The sequence below is a fragment of the Sphingobacterium sp. InxBP1 genome (genome assembly GCF_026191775.1).
GTDB lineage: Bacteria > Bacteroidota > Bacteroidia > Sphingobacteriales > Sphingobacteriaceae > Sphingobacterium > Sphingobacterium thalpophilum.
Window position 1 is genome coordinate 291,447 of sequence record NZ_JAINDX010000049.1, and the last position, 18,836, is coordinate 310,282.

16 protein-coding genes are annotated in these 18,836 nt (G+C 42.9%); 3 read left to right on the plus strand and 13 right to left on the minus strand.

Annotation, left to right across the window (positions count from 1 at the left end; all coding sequences use genetic code 11):
• Positions 1 to 17: 17 nt before the first annotated feature.
• Together K7A41_RS21305 and K7A41_RS21310 are read left to right on the plus strand one after the other, a co-directional pair.
• Positions 18 to 1,769, plus strand: a complete 1,752-nt coding sequence (locus tag K7A41_RS21305) for a RagB/SusD family nutrient uptake outer membrane protein (RefSeq protein ID WP_265715429.1) — start codon at positions 18 to 20, stop codon at positions 1,767 to 1,769.
• A gap of 12 nt (positions 1,770 to 1,781) precedes the next feature.
• A complete protein-coding gene (locus K7A41_RS21310; protein WP_265715430.1) occupies positions 1,782 to 2,660 on the plus strand; it encodes an endonuclease/exonuclease/phosphatase family protein in 879 nt (292 codons plus the stop codon).
• 98 nt (positions 2,661 to 2,758) lie between these two features.
• Here the strand turns inward: K7A41_RS21310 and K7A41_RS21315 are convergent, their stop codons facing one another.
• From K7A41_RS21315 to K7A41_RS21330, 4 genes are read right to left on the minus strand one after another with little or no spacing between them, the layout of a single operon-like run.
• Positions 2,759 to 3,166 (minus strand): hypothetical protein, encoded by a 408-nt coding sequence (locus K7A41_RS21315; protein ID WP_028071489.1) that lies wholly within the window; start codon positions 3,164 to 3,166, stop codon positions 2,759 to 2,761.
• A 30-nt stretch (positions 3,167 to 3,196) separates the two neighbouring features.
• Complete coding sequence (locus K7A41_RS21320) at positions 3,197 to 4,813, minus strand: transporter (protein WP_265715431.1); 1,617 nt, start codon at positions 4,811 to 4,813, stop codon at positions 3,197 to 3,199.
• Positions 4,779 to 5,843 (minus strand): HlyD family secretion protein, encoded by a 1,065-nt coding sequence (locus K7A41_RS21325; RefSeq protein WP_265715432.1) that lies wholly within the window; start codon positions 5,841 to 5,843, stop codon positions 4,779 to 4,781. Before K7A41_RS21325 ends, K7A41_RS21320 begins: the two co-directional genes overlap by 35 nt.
• Positions 5,844 to 5,861: 18 nt before the next feature.
• A complete protein-coding gene (locus tag K7A41_RS21330; RefSeq protein ID WP_265715433.1) occupies positions 5,862 to 7,190 on the minus strand; it encodes a TolC family protein in 1,329 nt (442 codons plus the stop codon).
• Positions 7,191 to 7,377: 187 nt separating this feature from the next.
• Here K7A41_RS21330 and K7A41_RS21335 point away from each other — a divergent pair, with 187 nt between their 5' ends.
• Complete coding sequence (locus K7A41_RS21335; protein WP_265715434.1) at positions 7,378 to 8,163, plus strand: AraC family transcriptional regulator; 786 nt, start codon at positions 7,378 to 7,380, stop codon at positions 8,161 to 8,163.
• Positions 8,164 to 8,701: 538 nt separating this feature from the next.
• On the opposite strand, the gene K7A41_RS21340 is transcribed toward K7A41_RS21335, so the two are convergent.
• The 9 genes from K7A41_RS21340 to K7A41_RS21375 form a co-directional block, all read right to left on the minus strand.
• On the minus strand, positions 8,702 to 10,462 hold the full coding sequence (locus K7A41_RS21340; protein WP_265715435.1) for an ATP-binding protein: 1,761 nt from the start codon (positions 10,460 to 10,462) through the stop codon (positions 8,702 to 8,704).
• The gene (locus K7A41_RS21345; RefSeq protein ID WP_265715436.1) at positions 10,462 to 11,586 is read right to left on the minus strand and encodes a sensor protein KdpD; all 1,125 of its coding nucleotides are present in this window, start codon (positions 11,584 to 11,586) and stop codon (positions 10,462 to 10,464) included. The genes K7A41_RS21340 and K7A41_RS21345 overlap by 1 nt, the downstream gene beginning before the upstream one ends.
• Positions 11,587 to 11,661: 75 nt before the next feature.
• Positions 11,662 to 12,741: a porin gene (locus K7A41_RS21350; protein WP_265715437.1), complete on the minus strand. Its 1,080-nt coding sequence runs from the start codon at positions 12,739 to 12,741 to the stop codon at positions 11,662 to 11,664.
• Positions 12,742 to 12,857: 116 nt separating this feature from the next.
• Positions 12,858 to 13,418 (minus strand): K(+)-transporting ATPase subunit C, encoded by a 561-nt coding sequence (locus tag K7A41_RS21355; RefSeq protein ID WP_265715438.1) that lies wholly within the window; start codon positions 13,416 to 13,418, stop codon positions 12,858 to 12,860.
• 82 nt (positions 13,419 to 13,500) lie between these two features.
• Positions 13,501 to 15,513 (minus strand): potassium-transporting ATPase subunit KdpB, encoded by a 2,013-nt coding sequence (gene kdpB / locus K7A41_RS21360; RefSeq protein ID WP_265715439.1) that lies wholly within the window; start codon positions 15,511 to 15,513, stop codon positions 13,501 to 13,503.
• Positions 15,514 to 15,525: 12 nt separating this feature from the next.
• On the minus strand, positions 15,526 to 17,223 hold the full coding sequence (gene kdpA, locus K7A41_RS21365; RefSeq protein ID WP_265715441.1) for a potassium-transporting ATPase subunit KdpA: 1,698 nt from the start codon (positions 17,221 to 17,223) through the stop codon (positions 15,526 to 15,528).
• Between the two features lie 114 nt (positions 17,224 to 17,337).
• Entirely contained in the window at positions 17,338 to 17,415 is a 78-nt protein-coding gene (kdpF, locus tag K7A41_RS23815; protein ID WP_138097088.1) for a K(+)-transporting ATPase subunit F, read from the minus strand.
• A gap of 110 nt (positions 17,416 to 17,525) precedes the next feature.
• The gene (locus K7A41_RS21370) at positions 17,526 to 17,879 is read right to left on the minus strand and encodes a hypothetical protein (RefSeq protein WP_265715442.1); all 354 of its coding nucleotides are present in this window, start codon (positions 17,877 to 17,879) and stop codon (positions 17,526 to 17,528) included.
• Positions 17,880 to 18,364: 485 nt separating this feature from the next.
• Positions 18,365 to 18,835 carry a helix-turn-helix domain-containing protein gene (locus K7A41_RS21375; protein WP_265715443.1) on the minus strand — a complete coding sequence of 157 codons (471 nt, stop codon included), beginning with the start codon at positions 18,833 to 18,835 and terminating at the stop codon, positions 18,365 to 18,367.
• Position 18,836: the final 1 nt, after the last annotated feature.

Sequence of the window (18,836 nt, forward strand, 5' to 3'; positions counted from 1 at the left end):
TTAAAAATTGAAAAGTAATGAAAAGAAACCTCAATATCTTTACGCTCATCCTTGGGCTTGCGGTTAGTTCTTGCAACAACGATTATCTTGAACGCTATCCCATAGCCGAACTGGCGCCTGAAAATTATTTCAGGACAGCATCCGAGTTGCAGACCTTTACCAATGCCTTTTATGAGGACCTGCCTGATGCGCTCGCTATACATTACAATGCCCCTGGTCAGGGCGATGACGAAGCCCGTAATACTTTGGCTTCAGAATTTCAAGGTACCCGTACCACACCTGCCAGTGACGGAGGGTGGAAATGGACATCCCTTCGCCGGATAAATTTCTATCTTGAGAATTCGCACAAATGTGCTGATGAGGCTGCGCGCCTACAGTACGACGGCGTTGCACGATTTTTCCGCGCCTATTTCTACTATGACAAGATCGTGCGATTTGGCGACGTCCCATGGTACGACAAAGTAAATCAGCTGGATGATCCGGCCATGTTTAAACCAAGAGATTCCCGCAAACTTGTTTTTGCCAAAATACTTGAAGACCTGGATTTCGCTATTGCCAATTGTAGTACTACCAAAAGTCCTCAATTGATCAGCAAGTGGACAGCCTTGGCTTTCAAATCCCGAATGTGTTTATTCGAGGGAACATTCCGCAAATACCACGGATTGGGCGATTGGGAGGAGATCCTTCAGCAAAGTGTAGCAGCTGCAGACGAATTGATGATGTCCAATACCTACAGCATTTACAAAAGTGATCCTAATAAAGCTTATCAGGAACTGTTCATTGCCGAGGAGGCGAATCCAGCGGAAATGATTTTAGCACGACAGTACAGCGCCTCTGTTCCATTTGTACATTCTGCAAATTTCTATATTCTGTCCGCCTCTTATGGTCGGCCCGGGATGGTTAAAGAACTTGTGAATAGTTATTTAATGAAAGATGGAAGCCGATTTACGGACAAGCCCAACTATGATAAGCTATCGTTTTACGAAGAGACCCAGAATCGCGACCCGCGGCTATCTCAGACAATTCGTACGCCTGGGTACAAGCGTATTGGAGCGAGTACCACGTCAGTTCCGGATTTTGCAACCTCAGTAACAGGATATCAATATATAAAGTATATACTCTCGCCGGCCTTTGATGCAGGGCAGAGCACCAATGATATGCCCATAATCCGTTATGCTGAGGTATTACTTAACTATGCCGAAGCAAAGGCCGAATTAGGCACGGTTACCCAAGGTGATATCGATAGATCTATTAAGTTGCTTCGCGATCGTGTCAATATGCCCAACCTCATATTGACAGAAGCAAATTCTAAGGTGGATCCCTATCTTTTAGCTGCTTATCCCAATGTTAGCAAAAGCGGCCACACAGGAGTCATTTTGGAAATCCGCCGGGAGCGCCGAGTTGAACTGGTCAAAGAAGGTCTGCGCTACAACGACCTGCTGCGCTGGAAAGAAGGAGCAAAGGTAGCCAAACCCTTCTATGGTATGTATTTCCCCGGGGCTGGTGAGTATGACCTGGACCAGGATGGCAAGTTGGATCTTGTTATTTATGAAGGCAACGCACCCGCCAAAAAAACTGGGGTCCAGTATCAGAAGCTTGGCGAACTTGTACTAGAAAATGGAAAAAATGGGGGACGTATTGTGAATTTGCCTGACATCCTCAAAAAATGGACGGAGGAAAAAGATTACTACTATCCGATTCCGACGCAAGAACTTCAGTTAAATAAAAAGCTTGAACAGAATAAAGGTTGGGACAAATCAGGTACTTAAAAAAATTAGAATATGAAGAATTATAAAAATACGCTTGCTGTTGCCGTCATGGTGGTGGTGAGTTGGGGGGTAGCATACGCACAGGGAACATTAAAGATTGTATCGTATAATGTGCTGTACGGATTAAAGAAAGACTCTGTCAATATCGACCGGTTCGTAAACTTTACGAGGGATTGGAAGCCTGATGTGATAGCACTCGAAGAAATGAATGGGTATACCCAAAAGACGTTGGAACAATTGGGGCAGCGGATCGGTCATGATTACGTTCTACAATCCAAAGAGGAGGGATTTCCAGTTGCCATTACTTCAAAATACCCCTTAGTCAATTTTAGGAAAGTCACCGAGAATATGTGGCATAGTTACATTTATACGAAGATAAAAGGCGTACATTTTTTTGTCATTCATTTTTCCCCGTTTAGTTACCAGAAACGGCTGAAGGAAGTAGCCGATGTGTTGGCACAAGCCAACGAAATTCCTAGCCATGAACCTATACTGATCATGGGGGACTTTAACTCCCTGGACGTATCGGACAAAGATCAATACGGCAAGGAAGTCCTGGACGCTATGCAACAAAGTGAACGAAAACACAATCATATCCGTAACTTGAGCAATGGAGCAATCGATTATTCGGTATTGGGCAAATTACGTGAAGCGGGATTTCAAGATACATATCGATTATTACATAAGGAGTTTGAAAGCTCCGTTCCGACTTTTAAGGATGGTAGCGGAAATATCAAGCAGAATAATACCGGCCACCCCAAGCGTATCGACTTTATATGGGCCAATTCTGTAGCTGCATCGCGTGTCACTAAAAGCGGTATCATCAAGAATGAATATACCCGTTATATCTCTGACCATTACCCAACATTTATAGAGCTTACGCTTAAATAAATGATACTATGATTTGATAAATGGCCGTCTCTTGAATAGGAGACGGCTATATTATCTATAGATACTTGTCGTTCCCGTTTATCTCGAGGTAGTTAGACTTACTGCCAGCTTCCTTTAATGGAGACACCGAGTGATTCACTGTCCACCTCCATGTCGATTGGAAAAACGATCTTGTAATGATGCATATCAACCTCACATTCACCAAGAAAACCAGTTACATCTCCCCAAAGCTGTATACTGTATTTTTGAGCATACAAGGGTAAGGATAATTGCGGCTGGACAGCAAATTGCGCGGGCAAGGTATATTCACTCGGATATTTTTCCGTTTCAGCAATGACGGTCATATGGTCATCTTCAAGGACCTTTAGCGATAACAGTTGCTTCGGTATTTCCTTGGGGCGGTAATGGTTCAACTGGATGGTTTTAAACGTGAACACTTTATCCTCTTTCTTACAGGCCGAAAAGGAAAATAGCAGACTGATGATAAGTACGATTTTACAACGCATGATTGTTTGATGGAATATATTTATGAATAACTATGCAGGTGCCAATCGCTTTGAACGCAGTCTGACGATTGTTTTACCGAGATAAGGTGATAAAGAAATAAGAAGCAAGATTCCTACGATTAGCCAGGCGATAAGTTCGTAGTAATCCATGGCGAAACGTAGCTGATCCTGTTTATGGACAGTCGCCGTCAAAAGTTTTTCAGTTGCCTTACCCGATAGCCCAGAATGCAGACCCTTCGTCAACAGTACATTTGTCTGGGTCTGCATGTACCGGATAAGGGGGTAATCCAATAGTGAAAGGTGATCTTGAAACGCATTATAATGTCTGCTTTTTCCATACAGGTCAAAGAAATTGATCAAAGCAATACTCGCACAGAAACCGAGGTAGCGGATTGCCAGACTTATGGCCGCTGCGGACGTCCCACGCGAAACTGCGACTGCAGAAATCGTATAAATAATGGTGGGTACCATAATTAATCCAACACCGAGTCCTTGCAGGTAAAGGGGGATAAAGTAATTGTATTCATCCGCCTGAACATCGGAATGGTAAAACATGATGATGTGAAAAACGAGTAAGAGGATAAATCCTATACTCCAGATGTAACGAATATTTTTCTTTTGAATAAACATGCAGGCAGCGACAATTGTACCCGATATCAGTCCCATTAGATTGAAGACATTGATATAGGAAACATGCATGGGATCAAAACCTAGTAATGAGCTGAAGTAGCTATTGGTAATGCCTGATACGAATCTGCAGATATACATGATAAACAAAACCAGCAGTCCGGCTTTAAAATTGCGGGATCTAAAAATGCGCAGATCAATATAAGGACGTTTCATGGCACGTTGTCGGATAATAAAGAGAACGGTTAGAACGGTGAGCGCCAGCATAGAGCAACGTATCCTGATATCAGTAAACCAATAATACTCCTGTCCGAAAATCATTATATAGCCAATGAGGACCAAGCCGATGCTATATAAAGAAAAACTTTGCCAGTCTAATTTATAAAGTGGAAAACGGATATTTAGCCGGATACGGTTCATCGTCATGGGTAGAAAAATAAGGCTTGGAAGATAGGAAAACAATGCTCCTTTATATACAATATTAAAATTAAAACTGTCGATCAAATCGGCGGTAACGATGTTATTGAAAGGTAGTGCACAGATCAATAGACCGAAAAAAACAGAAAAGCTTATTTCTCTTGCACGTTCGCTGCGCAGACGGGTAAACATGAGTGACAGAGACAAATTGACGGTACTCGCAAATAATAAGCCTTGGACAAAGCGAATCGGAAAGAAGATGTAAATCTCCTTGGTGAGGTAACAGATCCAGCAGGTAAGCAATAGTAGAAACGTAAATAAGATAAAATATTCCCGTGCTGCCAGATAGTTGAAAAAACGACGTTCCAGACTATAGAATCCCACATATCCTGCGTAAAATAAAGCAACCGAAAACTGCATGTCGGCAGGTTCGCTGCCGTAATAACCTGCGGCGGCCTGCAGGTTTGTAATCGGCAGAAAGAAGAGGACAATACTCGGTAGAAGTAGGGCAAATAGGACAATCTTGATCATCCATTCGGGGACCCACGATTTAAATATTGGAAGGATATTATCCACGGCGTTGTTGTTTGGGAGTGTAGACATTCACATTCATGCCGACCTTTAGCAGATCGATTTCTTTGCGTTTGCCATCGACACGGATGCGGACGGGTACTCGCTGCACGATCTTGACATAGTTGCCAGTTGAGTTGTCAGGTGGCAACAGCGAGAAGCTGGATCCGGTAGCAGGTGACAAGGAGATGATCGTTCCCCTGAACTCCCGATCGGGAAATGCATCAGCGATAATCTTAACTGTATCGCCAATTTGCATATCTGCTATCTGTGTTTCTTTGTAGTTAGCGACAATCCATTTGTCTGTTTCGTCATTGACAATAAAGGCTAGAGGCTGCCCCACATCGATCATCTGTCCGGGTTCGATCGTGCGCCGGCCCATCCGGCCATTATAGGGCGCGAGGATCACGGTATAGCTTACGTCCAGCCTATGGCGGTCAAGCAAAGATTTTAGGCGTGCGATCTCCGCCTCGACAACCTTGCGCTCCGCCTTGATATCTTCGATACGCAAGAGGGAAGCGCGATGGCTGTCTTTGGCCGATTGGTAATCGCTGTTGTTGACGTCCAGCGTTGCCTGTACTTCTTCTATCTTTTGTTTTGTGGCAGACTCCTCCGAATATAGTTTCTGATAGCGCTCGTAATCGAGATGCTGCTTCCATAGTTTAGCTTTATTGCTACCGACCTGACCAGCATAAGCATTAGCGGTCTCTGTCGCAGTTTGTATATTGCTTTCCAATACCCGCAACTGGGCTTCAGCCTTCTTTAACGCGGCTTCAGTCTGCCGTTGTTGCAACACATACTCCCTGTTGTCGATCAAAAACAAGGTATCACCGCGCTTGACATGCTGGTTTTCTTCAAATTTCACATCGACAACAAATCCGCCCGCCCGCGAAATGACAGGATTGACATATTCCTGTACTTGAGCATCGTTGGTCTGCTCATATACATAATAACCCCATAAAGTATAGCCACCCCAGACAGTCAGGCCCAGCACAACTAAACCTGCTATCCAGCCGGTGATCTGTGTAATTAAGCGATCAGTGACAGTGTATTTCTTCTTCATATTTGATAGTTAATAGCCTTATAAAACTCCGATAATATTCTGCAGTAAATAATATTTGTTTTGCGCGGCTATAAGCGCCGCAGCTAGATCAAAGCGTGCCTGTAACAGTTGAATATCAGCATCCAGTAAATCCGTGATTAAAGAGGTTTGATTGAAATACGTGTTTTTGATAATGCGGGCATTCTCTTCAGCATGTTTTACATCAACTTCCGATACCTCAATCTGTTTTAGCGCTTCTTCATAGCGCAGATAGGCTTCTTTAACCTCCTGTCTAACCATGTCTTCAGTATTATGGTGCGCCTCCTCTTCCTTCTCAAATTCCAGTTTGGCAGCACTTACTTTATGTATATTATGATAGAGAGCAGATATAGGATACGTTACCTTGACACCTATCACACCGAGTGAATACCAATAAGGGTTGTAGGGTGCTAAAAAGATCTGGGGATTAGCATAGTAAAATTCACCATATATTCCGATGTTGGGCCGGACATTTGCTTTCACTTTCTTAAGATTAATGGCACTCAGCTGCGTCTGCTTCTCCGAGATATGATAGGCAAACGAATGCTTTAACGCAAGCGATAGGTAATGTAAATACGGATGCCTGTCTACTTTTTCGATGTTTGGCACCATCGGGCGTATAATCCGTTCGTCTGGTTCGCCCAGGATAATATTGAGCTTCTGGCTGGCGATCAAGATGTCGTTTTCGATGGTTACCAAAGCCATCTTCCGCTTAGAAAGATCCAGCTCAACGCGCAGTACGTCACTTTTCAGTACCACACCATTCCGGTGAAAACTTTTGATCTCCCGTAGCTGTGTTTCTTGGTCAGCAATGTCATTGATGATGAGATTCTTAAATATGAGACAGCGTTGAAGGTCTAGGTAAAGAGAGGCTGTTTTGTAGCGAATATCAGAAACCACTTTATTTTGTTGTACTTCGCTGAGCTGATGTATCGTTTTGTCGGCCTGAATCTTTAATCGGTATTTGTTTCCGTGATAGAGTACCTGATAAAATTCAGCGCCGACATGGTATAGGGTGTGGATGACCTCATGTTGTGTCGGCTTGGCAAATACCCCATTCTCATAGATTGGAATATTTGACGCTTTTTCAGCGGTTCCCTTGATCGATATTTCCGGAAGGAGCAGTTCGAGCTTCGCATCTTTATATTCCGCCAGGGCTATGGCAGTCGTCTTTCGTTGAATCTCGATCAACCTGCTATGCAGTTCCGCTTTCTTCCAGGCTTCGGGCAGACTGAGGTAGAGCGTGTCTGCTGAAGAAAGGGTAGAAGGGACTGCAAAGCCAAGTTGATGGAAAACAAAAAAAACTAATAAAATAATGGTTTTATGCATGTACGGTTCGCTTATTTTTTATGGGGACAAATTTAGACGGCAGGCTTTTTTTGTAATGGCTTGTAAAAGACATGTTTTTATTGATTCTCGCCAATATGAAATAGAACGTTTTTGCGCATTCATCCAATGCCTTATATTCGGACACTTTTTTATTTATATGTATTTTCGTATTTAAATAACAGGGAATATGGGACTGATTGCTTTACTGCCCGCAATAGACGAACACGATGAATCTGCATTCGTTATGCATGAAAAATCCGAAAAATTAATTCCCCTACATACGCACAAAAAAGGCCAGTTGGGATTTATCGAAGGTGGAATTGCCTATATAACGATACATGATAAAACCTACGTTGTACCCGCAAGGCATTACTTTTGGATCCCGGGCGGAGTGCCACATGTCTTACGTATAGGGCACTCAGGAACGGTGTTGCGATCCATCTATTTTTATACGCAGGACGATCAGGCAGATGCCTTCTACAGTAAACTGGGTATTTATCCCGCGACCGAGCTCCTGATTCAGATGATAAACCATACCGAACGCTGGGATGAACAACATGTGATGAAGTCTGATTATTATTTTGACTTTTTGGTGTCGATCAAAAAGCTGCTGCCACAGCTCGGCAGTGATGCGCTGCCCATTATACTGCCCATCACGTCAGATGAGAGACTGGCACCTATTCTTGCATATCTCGAACAAAATCTCGCCGAACAGATTACTCTGCACGATATCGGCGATCGTTTTTATATGAGTGAACGGTCTATATCCAGAATGTTTCAGACGCGGCTACAAATTTCTTTTTTGCAGTATGTGAAGACTTTGCGCATGGTTAAAGCGATAGAAATGTTGCTCAAAACAAATAAGTCCATTACCGACATCGCTTTTGCCGTCGGTTACGATACGCTAGGATCTTTTAGCAATACTTTCTATACCTTCACGCATTCCAGACCTTCAGATTTACGTAGGAAATAAAATGCACGCACATCAACCGTTAATTCTTGAACACATATGTGAGATCAAATTGTTGACGCTCACAGGGATATTGTCGTTGATATTGATAGGCGTGTTTACCTATGTCCTGGTAAAAGTTGTTATTAGCTTGTGGAAGCCTTACAGAATTATACGAAAGATATCTATTCAGTCTGCTTGTATTTACGGACCAATGTTTATCTTGATATTTAATAAACTCAATTATTTTAATTTCCGCAGGGAGGGCCTCGGTAGACTCAGGGTGATAGATGTGTTGGAACCTCTTGGCCTGACCTTTCTATTATTTTCCGTCTCTGTTATAGCTTGTTATATCGCGCTTTCGAAAAATGGCGGCTATCGGATTCGAAAGTAGAAGATGGCAATAACGACGTTACTTGTTCGACGGAGAACTACTTGCCGTATGAAGAAGCTGCCCTCTTAGGGGCAAGTGCTTTAGTACTTCGAGTAGAACTTCCCGTTATCGAATAGGCCGTACCTGAGATGAACATGATCAAGCCAACAGAGGACTTTGGTCATCTTCTCATGCGATATATGCGTTTTGTTTTGAAAAAGAAGGTTTGTTCAATACAAAAGAGAATGTACTTCCTGCGCCATATTCGCTCACTACCCCGATGCTGCCCCCTTGTCCCTCTATAAATTCCTTACTAATGGACAGCCCCAATCCAGTGCCTTCTTTTTTGGTGCCGGGTATGCGAAAGTATCGTTCGAATATCCTGGATAAGTACTGAGGTTGAATGCCTTGCCCCGTGTCTATGACAGAGAATTTAACTTTATCATCGCTGTGTTCCGTTACACTAATCTGGACAAATGAGTTTTCATAGGAATAACGTATGGCGTTTGACAGTAAATTGGTGAGTACCCAGGCTGTCTTTTCGCCGTCCGCCATCACTGTCTTTACCTTACTGTCCTGATTGATTTTGACCTGCACATTTTTCTGTTCGGCTAAGGACCTTGTCGCGTTGACAGCATAGTTGACGATCTCAGAAATATGGGTCGTTTGTATGTTGATTTGGATGGAGCCGCTTTCCACTTGGGTGATATTCAACAACTCTCCCGTTATTTTTAGCAATCGTTCAGTGTCTTCTTTAATGCCGTCGATCAGACTTCTTTGCTCCATGTTCAAATCGCCAATCTGTTTGTTTTCCAATAATTGCAAACTCATCTTGATGGACGAAATCGGCGTTTTAAACTCGTGAGAAATTGTGCCCATAAAATTGGTTTTTGCCAGATCCATTTCCTTGAATGGTGTGATGTTGCGCAGCATTATGACCCGCCCGATAAATTGCGATTCGGTTTCTCCTGTTGGAATAATATTGATGTCTAATATCTCCTTTTCGAAATAACTTTCCTTACCATCCGCAAAAATCTTTAACGGTTCAGGTTTTCTATTTTCAGATTCCGGGCTGAATATATCTTTGATAATATCCCGTATTAGGTCATTGGTAACCGCAATGTCCTGGATTTGCTTTCCGATGATATCGTTGTCATTGATATCGGTTATTTTCAACGCTTCGTCATTGGCGAATAATACTTTGTTAGTTTCATCAATTCCGATAACCGGATCGTGCATGTTATTGATAAGTGTTTCTATGCGTCTTTTCGCTTTCAGGATCTTATCCAAACGGCTTTCAGAATATTCTTCTAGCTTTTCAGCCATTGTGTTGAACGATCTGGCGAGATCACCAAATTCGCTGTGACTTTCAAAATGTACCCGTTTTTTATAATTCTGTGCAGCGACTTCTTTTATACTTTCAGTAAGCTCACGGATCGGATTAGCGATGTTTGAAGGTAAATTCACCAATAAAACAAAGGCAATCATGAAACAGAGTGTGCCAGTAAATGAAATGATAACAATTGCTTTTTGAGCGGTCGCATCTGCGATATTGCTTTTATGTTCAATGGCTTCCATATTCAATCGCATCAGCTCAGTAATATCTCTCCTGATAGCCGAAATCAAAGCAGGCGTTTGTGGATTTTTACTGAGCATTGAGAAATGTTTGATTACCAGATCTGTTGCTTCCCTTTCTCCCATTTCCGTTATATTCTGCTGTTGTTTGGCCAGATTGTCTTTAAAAGTAGCCATAGCGGCTTTATCCTTGCCCATATCTTCTAACGCAATCAACATATTTCGAGAATACTGTAGTGTGTTGTAGTTAGCAACAAGGATGTTGTTTGTGTCTTTCTTTAGCCTATAGATGTACCATCCGCTGACGGCGGCCAGAGCCAAAATTAAAAGGAAGAGCATCCCAACACCAAATGTTAGTTTTGTTTTGATTTTCATTACGACAATATTACTAAATCAATATTTTCCTGGGAAAGTTTATTCAGAAGAGAGTTGAGCGTATCTGTTGCCAGTACTACTTTTAACAAGTTAAGGTGGGGCTTTCCGATACAGACGGTCGTGATTTTTCGCAGCTCACATTGTTCCATTATTGACCTTGTGATGTTTCTGCCCTCTATTTTAATGATTTCGGCTCCCAGTTCCGTTGCTAGTTTAAGGTTATTAATCAGATGCCGCTGCTTATCCAAAGCAATCTTATCAGCACGCTCTTTGGGTGTCTGCACATATAACACATACCACTTACCGTTATAATAATTGGCCAGTCTGGCAGTCTTCCGGATAACAATTTTTGCTGTTTTCTCGTTGGAGCTGATGCAGGCGAGCAACTTTTCCCTTTTTGCAGGGTTGACCATGGTAATTTCCGTATCCACTTTTCGCTCTACCTGTGAGGCTACTTCCTTTAAAGCGAGCTCACGAAGCTGTAATATATGCTCACTTTTGAAAAAGTTATTTAGTGCCGTTTTTATCTTTGCTTGTTCATATATTTTACCCTCTTTCAGTCTTGTGATAAGCTCTTCGGCAGTAAGGTCAATATTGACCACTTCATCTGCCTGGGCGATGACACTGTCCGGGACGCGCTCTTTTACCTCAATCCCCGTTATTTCTCTGACATCTTCATTGAGGCTTTCGATATGCTGTATGTTTACTGCACTGATCACATTTATCCCCGCATCAAGAATATCCATTACATCCTGCCAGCGCTTCTCATTTTTACTCCCCTCAATGTTGGTATGTGCCAATTCATCGACAATGACGACTTCCGGACGTAGGTTGATCACTGCCTGAACATCAAGTTCTTCCAATTCCTTGCCTTTGTAAAACAACTTTCTTCTTGGAATTATCGGAAGACCATCGACCAGGGCATGGGTTTCTTTCCGATTATGGGTTTCTATAAAGCCTATTTTTACGTCTATGCCATTGTGTAAAAGAGCGTGTGCTTCCTGCAACATCCGATAGCTTTTTCCCACACCGGCACTCATTCCAATATAAAGTTTGAATTTTCCCCTGCGGGATTTCTGGATTAAGTCCAAAAAATGTGCAGCACTTTTTCTCTCGTCCTCCATACAAAAAAATGGTTTTTTAAATTTACAAATTCCCCTTAGACAAACGGTTAAGGGGAATGCAAGGAAATGAAATAATCAGAAACGTACTGCCAGCGAAGTAACCGCCATCAGGTTGTTCTTTTTCAGATCACCATTCCTTTTTAAAAAAATGGCGTCTTTGCTGTTTAGCTCCCTTATTTCAGTCCGCCAGACTACGTTTGGTAAAATCTGGTAGTCTACATTGAAGGACGCGCCAAAGGTCTGAAAGCCATTTGTTGTGCCAGAAGCTATAATGACACCGTTTCTATCGTTGTAATATTCTGCTCGCGCCGCTACATTTAGTTTATGTGTCGGACTATATCGGGCGATCAAGACAGGGCTGTACCAAATGTTGTATTCGCTGCCACCCTTGCTTTTTTGTTCAGCTCCGATATCAAATCCGGCTATCAATGCAAACTGTGCGTTAAACGCAAATTGTCCATACAAGTTATGGAAATAACGCATCTGCTTTGCCTCATCCGGTTTATCATTGCCGATAAATGAACTGCTGTTTAACGTGATTTTTTCGGAAGGTCTGTAGGTCAACTGGTGCCCAAAGGCCGGTGTACTATTTCCTTCAACCCGCTGGATGCGCTGCCAGCCGTTCATGACCAGCACCGCCATATCCCATTTGCCGTTTTTGGCACTGTACGACAGTTTTGCACCAGTTTCAAAATAAGGAGAATTGTCTGCAAGCATACTGCGTGTCAAAGTATAACAGTCCGCTCCGATAGCACTTTCAAAGCCAATGTGAGAAGGCATAACACCCGCATCCAGCCACAGATCGTGCTTTTTGGATAACTTAATACCCACATTCGCCTCATAAATGTTTTTTAAGACACCTTCTTCGGCAGCATAATTGGCATTCATATAAGAACCAATGCCCAAACCGAGATTAGCCCGTACCTTTTCGTTTTCATAAGATGCTTTGATCAGGCCCACATTCAGGCTCACCTCGTTGTTGCGGTTGTGGCTGTACACAAATTCGGGTCGTTTATTTGATTTTGGATCGTTAAAATCCCGCTGATAGTAAACCTCAGCATATCCGCTGATTGTTAGCGGATTTTTTTCTGTTTCTTGTGCCAATACACTTCCTGCTCCCAACATAATTGTGGAGCATATCCATACTTTTTTCATCTATATCTAATTTCTTCTTACCGATGGTACTACCAAATTATTCACGCGCGTGCGAATGAATAAACTACAATGATCCTATTATTTATTTCTGTACCGCTTAATTCCCTGACAAATATTTATTTTGATCTATCCAGGGCGATATTGAGTTTCAGTACATTAATTCTCTCAGGACCGAACACACCCCAAAGCGGTTTTTCTATATGGCTTTCGACGAGCTGATACAGTTTATTTTCGTCTATATTTCTTATTTTGGCAATACGCTTCACCTGTACTTTTGCAGCCTGCACTGAAATATTGGGGTCAAGCCCGCTGCCGCTCGCGGTGACTAAGTCCACAGGTATTTCGGATTTTTTAATGCCGGGATTGTGTATCATAAAAGTATCTATGCGAGCCTGCACTTCTGCAAGATATTCTTCATTTGACGGACCTTTGTTGCTGCCGCCCGAGCCAGCGGCATTGTAGTTTACCGCGGAGGGTCGTGACCAGAAATATTGATCATCGGAAAAGTGCTGCCCAATATTGCTGTAGTACTTACTGCCTTGATCCTCAATGACTGCTCCTTTTCCGGAATTGGGCGCAAACTGCGCAATACCCCACACGACCAAAGGGTACAATACCGTGAAGAAAAGTATCATAATGACAGTCAGTTTGATAGCGGGCAAAATATGTTTTTTCATCTTATTTATTTGTTTTAATGTACATGAAGCAACCATCAGCCGTTGATGCTAATGATCTGATTTTAACATTGCTTTTTGTGACTCAGAAAAAAATGGATACCACCATATCGATCAGCTTTATCCCTACAAAGGGAATAAGCACGCCGCCCAGGCCATATATAAACAGGTTTCTGCGTAAGAGCGCACTGGCGCCGATGGGCTTGTAAGCAACGCCTTTAAGCGCAAGCGGAATTAATAGGGGTATAATAATCGCATTGAAAATGACTGCAGATAGAATGGCACTTTCCGGTGAATGTAAACGCATAATATTCAGCCCCTGCAATGCCGGTATAGCCGCAATGAACAAGGCAGGGATAATGGCAAAGTACTTAGCTACATCATTGGCAATACTGAATGTGGTGAGCGTTCCCCTGGTCATTAAAAGCTGTTTTCCGATCTCTACGACCTCAATCAATTTGGTTGGGTCGTTATCCAGGTCCACCATATTCCCCGCTTCTTTTGCAGCCTGAGTGCCGCTGTTCATTGCTACACCGACATCTGCCTGGGCCAATGCCGGAGCATCGTTTGTACCATCACCCATCATCGCCACCAAACGCCCTTCTGCCTGCTCGTTTTTGATATAGTTCATCTTGTCTTCCGGTTTGGCTTCGGCGATGAAGTCATCCACTCCCGCTTTTTCAGCAATAAATTTTGCAGTCAGCGGGTTGTCCCCTGTAACCATTACGGTTTTGATACCCATTTTGCGCAAACGCTCGAAACGCTCCTGAATGCCGGGTTTGATGACATCCTGCAGCTCAACTACGCCCAAAGCCACTTCATTTTCGGATACCACCAAGGGCGTTCCCCCGTTTTGGGAGATTGCTTTAACAGTTTCTTCCACTTCGCTCGGGAAAGTATTTCCTGCCTGCAAAACGAGATTTTTAATGGCGTCTGTCGCACCTTTTCTGATGCGGAAATTTTCATAATCAATCCCTGAACTACGGGTTTCGGCTGTGAACTTGATAAATTTTGGTTCTTTTACCAGATAGCTCGAAGGGTTGATATTTGCCAGCTCAATGATCGATTTTCCTTCTGGAGTTTCGTCCGCCATCGAACTTAGTACAACCGCTTTAATCAACCTTTTCTCGTCCACACCACTGGCCGGATGGAAATGCGTTGCTTTACGGTTCCCGATCGTAATCGTTCCTGTTTTATCTAACAAGAGCACATCGATATCACCTGCAGTCTCCACAGCTTTACCACTTTTGGTAATCACATTGGCTCTTAGGGCCCTGTCCATCCCTGCAATACCGATAGCCGATAGCAGCCCCCCGATGGTCGTCGGGATTAGACAGACAAATAAGGAGATAAACGACGCGATGGTAATACTGACATTCGCATAATCAGCAAATGGTTTGAGGGTTACACACACAATAATGAACACTAATGTAAAGCCTGCCAATAATATGGTCAATGCGATTTCATTGGGTGTTTTCTGACGGCTCGCACCCTCGACCAATGCAATCATTTTGTCAAGGAAACTCTCGCCAGGCTGTGTGGTAACCTGTACGATGATTCTGTCGGATAGCACTTTTGTACCACCTGTGACCGAACTTTTGTCACCACCTGCTTCCCTGATAACAGGAGCGCTCTCACCGGTGATCGCACTTTCATCAATGGTTGCCAATCCCTCGATGATTTCACCATCGGAAGGAATTATATCTCCTGCTTCACAGACGAAAATATCACCTTTTTGTAGCTGAGCAGAGGATATGGTCTTGCCATTTTTCAGTCTTGCTGGTGTTTCCTCTCTTGTTTTTCGCAAACTGTCTGCCTGTGCTTTTCCTCTGGCTTCGGCAATGGCTTCAGCAAAGTTGGCAAACAGCAGGGTTTTAAAAAGCACGACAAACACCACAAAATTGTATATAAAACTTCCCTGACCTTCTGCACCGGACAAGGTCCACAGGCTTACCGTCAACATGACGAGCGTTCCAATCCAAACGGTAAACATGACAGGATTACGGAACATTATTTTTGGGTTCAGCTTCACGAATGACTGTATTAGGGCCTCCCGAACCAGTTCTTTCTGAAACAATGATTTATTATTTTTACTCATTTCTAAATTTCTTTAAACAATTAATACAGTGAAAAAATACTCTGCTATGGGACCGAGCGTCAATACAGGGAAAAAAGCAAGCGCAGCTACGATGGCAATTACGGCGAAGACCATCAGTCCAAATGTTGCAGTGTCTGTTTTTAATGTTCCGTCACCCTCCGGAATGTATCTTTTTTGCGCTAACAGTCCGGCGATGGCTATTGGTCCGATAATCGGCAGGAAGCGCCCAAGTATCAAGATAAATCCGGTGCTGATGTTCCACCACATCGTGTTATCGCCCAGACCCTCAAATCCGCTGCCGTTATTGGCCGCCGAAGACGTATTTTCATAAAGCATTTCACTCAGCCCGTGAAAGCCTGGATTATTGAGTGTTTCGAGGGTGTGTTGGGGCAACGCCACTGACAATGCCGTGCCTACGAGTATCAAGAATGGATGCAATAAGGCGATAACCATCGCTATCTTCATTTCCCGCGCTTCCACCTTTTTGCCCAAAAATTCGGGCGTACGTCCAACCATCAATCCACTGATAAATACAGCTAAAATGACGAATACGAAAAAGTTGAGTATACCCACACCAGCACCGCCATAAAAAGCATTGATCATCATGGCGAGCAGCTCGTTCATCCCTGACAAAGGCATTGAGCTGTCGTGCATCGAATTGACGGAGCCCGTAGAAATGACCGTCGTTACGATACTCCAAAAACCTGATGCTGCTGCACCTAACCGGATTTCCTTGCCTTCCATGGCTCCCAGCGAAGTATCAATACCCATTTGAGCGATTGCCGGATTACCCTTCATCTCCATATGGATGTTGGGGATGGTAAGCATCAAAAAACCGACAGTCATCACACTGAATATCATCCAGGAAAGTTTTCGCCGGCGGATAAAATATCCAAAGGCAAAAACCATCGCTAGTGGAACAATGAACTGTGCCACCATTTCCACCATATTGGTCAAGTAGGAAGGGTTTTCAAAGGGATGTGCGGAATTAACGCCATAGAATCCACCGCCATTTGTTCCAACATGTTTAATGGGTATGAACGCTGCAGCAGGACCTCTGGAAATTTCCTGTACATCGCCCTGCAAGGTGGTAATACGATCCTTACCCTCAAAAGTCATCGGTGTTCCTTCGAAGAGCAAAACTATAGCTACGACAAATGAAAGAGGCAATAAGATACGGGTACAGGATTTTACAAAATAGTTGTAAAAATTGCCCAGTGCTGTTGTGCTTTTATCCCTGAAGGCGCGGAACAGGACTGCGGCTGCCGCCATTCCTGTTCCTGCACTTACAAACTGCAGGAACATCAACCAGTATTGCCCGATGTAGCTTAATCCGGTCTCTCCCGAATAGTGTTGTAAATTACAGTTGACCACAAACGATATGACTGTATTAAAAGCCAGATCAGCAGGCATACTGGGGTTTCCATCGGGGTTTAGCGGTAAGCTTCCCTGTGTCATCAATATCAGCATTCCCAAAAGGAACCATACCAGATTGATGGTGAGCATTGCCACCATCTGCTGCTTCCAGTTCATTTCTGTTTGCGTGTTAATACCACTGATTTTGTAAAAAAGACGTTCGACCGGATTGAAAAGAGGGTCGAGAAGCGTTTTGTCACCGCCATATACCTTGGCAATATACTTGCCCAGAGGTATGGCCAGCAATACCGAAAAGGTGAACATGACGATGATTCCTAAAATTTCTGTATTCATTTTTTATGCGTTAATATTATTTTGATTATGCTTTCAAACAGTGTGATCGATTCCAGACAATCCGGAAATGTCAAGGACATTTTTCTTGACATTGCTCACCTCTGCCGAAACGACTTAAAATTTTTCTGGTCTTAGCAACACGTAACAGATGTAAGCAAATACACCGACGGCTATTATGAATAGTGCGATCATAAACCTAGTTTTGTTTAAACAATGCTTGATTTGAAGTTGGTATATACCTGATTTCCCTGCAGTGCAACACAACTTCAAAATAGCTACTACAGATAGGAGAGGAGGCTATTTTAATTTTCAAGAATAGTTTTTATATATCCTTTTCTCAATTCTATCGGAAATAGTTCCAGATGCTTTTTCAGGCTTCCGGGACTTTCTTCAGCAGCCAATGCGGTCAAAAATTCATTTTCTATCGCATTGCGGGTGTATTGATTACCATATTGATAAAGCAGATTAACCACTTTTACTATTTCCTGCACTCGTTCCAGCTCATTGTCCAGCCCTGAATGGATCTTAACCATACATATTTCTGCTAATTGGTGTAATAGCTGGTAGTCAGCCATGGTGTCATCCAGATTGTCAGATACAAGACCTGCGGCTTCTGGAGCCCACTCCCGAATGGTATTTGCGATTTTAGTTTTCATGTTGTGTTCTAGATTTTTTCAAAAAAATCAATGGATTTATAGAAGAGTCCAAAGCAGGCAAGTCCTGCTACGAGTAAAATCAATGTTATCATGATTCTTTATATGAGTTATCGACTTAAGTATTTCATTAACGCTCCGAAAATCAACATCACCACCACTGCGGCGAGCAATAAGTGGTATGATTTAAGCCATGTTGGGAATGAAGGAGGTTCTTTTCTTTGTTTCCACTTTACATTTTTCATCTTCATTTGTATGTTTGATTTTCGATATGCCAAACGAAATGCCATGTGTAAATATTTTTGTTTAACAAATTGATTGTGAGTAATTTGATGTTTTTCGGACGACCTTATGAATACAAAGAAGTCTATCATTTTGATAGCCTCTTTATCAAAATGATAGACTTCGATGTTCGCCTCCTCTATAAAATTTACACTATTGGCCTGGCTGATGGCTAAAGAGCAGGTTCAATGGGGCGTCAGTTCTCCCTACTCAAAAAGGAAAGAATCAATTTCTGAAAGGTAGCTTCGGGGGTGTTTGCCCGAAAACTCTTTAAAGTCCCGGATCATGTGCGACTGATCGTAGTAGCCAGAATCCAATGCAAGCCTGCCAAGAGGTTGATTTATGGACACAGCATGGGATAAGCACGCTTCAAACCGAACGATTTTACTGAACAATTTGGGACTGAAGCCAATCAATGACTTGAACTTCCGTTCAAATTGCCGTTGAGATAGAAAATTTTTGCTCACTAATTCACGCATATCTACATTGCCCTTGTGGTGAGTTATGAAGTCGACCGTGGCTATAATGTCTTTATTGAACCTTATATCATCTTTTATTTTTTTTGCCAAGAAGGAGGTCACGGTACGCACTCGTTCGTCCGTATTGTTGCAAGTCATTATTCTCTCCTCCAGTGCAGAACCTTCATTACCCAACAAATCGGATATTTCAATATTCAAA

What these genes read in the sequence shown, in the direction of transcription:
- K7A41_RS21305 (WP_265715429.1), top strand. Translation starts at nt 18, where the DNA reads ATGAAAAGAAACCTCAATATCTTTACGCTCATCCTTGGGCTTGCGGTT.
- K7A41_RS21310 (WP_265715430.1), top strand. Translation starts at nt 1,782, where the DNA reads ATGAAGAATTATAAAAATACGCTTGCTGTTGCCGTCATGGTGGTGGTG.
- K7A41_RS21315 (WP_028071489.1), bottom strand. Translation starts at nt 3,166, where the DNA reads ATGCGTTGTAAAATCGTACTTATCATCAGTCTGCTATTTTCCTTTTCG.
- K7A41_RS21320 (WP_265715431.1), bottom strand. Translation starts at nt 4,813, where the DNA reads ATGTCTACACTCCCAAACAACAACGCCGTGGATAATATCCTTCCAATA.
- K7A41_RS21325 (WP_265715432.1), bottom strand. Translation starts at nt 5,843, where the DNA reads ATGAAGAAGAAATACACTGTCACTGATCGCTTAATTACACAGATCACC.
- K7A41_RS21330 (WP_265715433.1), bottom strand. Translation starts at nt 7,190, where the DNA reads ATGCATAAAACCATTATTTTATTAGTTTTTTTTGTTTTCCATCAACTT.
- K7A41_RS21335 (WP_265715434.1), top strand. Translation starts at nt 7,378, where the DNA reads ATGGGACTGATTGCTTTACTGCCCGCAATAGACGAACACGATGAATCT.
- K7A41_RS21340 (WP_265715435.1), bottom strand. Translation starts at nt 10,462, where the DNA reads ATGAAAATCAAAACAAAACTAACATTTGGTGTTGGGATGCTCTTCCTT.
- K7A41_RS21345 (WP_265715436.1), bottom strand. Translation starts at nt 11,586, where the DNA reads ATGGAGGACGAGAGAAAAAGTGCTGCACATTTTTTGGACTTAATCCAG.
- K7A41_RS21350 (WP_265715437.1), bottom strand. Translation starts at nt 12,741, where the DNA reads ATGAAAAAAGTATGGATATGCTCCACAATTATGTTGGGAGCAGGAAGT.
- K7A41_RS21355 (WP_265715438.1), bottom strand. Translation starts at nt 13,418, where the DNA reads ATGAAAAAACATATTTTGCCCGCTATCAAACTGACTGTCATTATGATA.
- kdpB (WP_265715439.1), bottom strand. Translation starts at nt 15,513, where the DNA reads ATGAGTAAAAATAATAAATCATTGTTTCAGAAAGAACTGGTTCGGGAG.
- kdpA (WP_265715441.1), bottom strand. Translation starts at nt 17,223, where the DNA reads ATGAATACAGAAATTTTAGGAATCATCGTCATGTTCACCTTTTCGGTA.
- kdpF (WP_138097088.1), bottom strand. Translation starts at nt 17,415, where the DNA reads ATGATCGCACTATTCATAATAGCCGTCGGTGTATTTGCTTACATCTGT.
- K7A41_RS21370 (WP_265715442.1), bottom strand. Translation starts at nt 17,879, where the DNA reads ATGAAAACTAAAATCGCAAATACCATTCGGGAGTGGGCTCCAGAAGCC.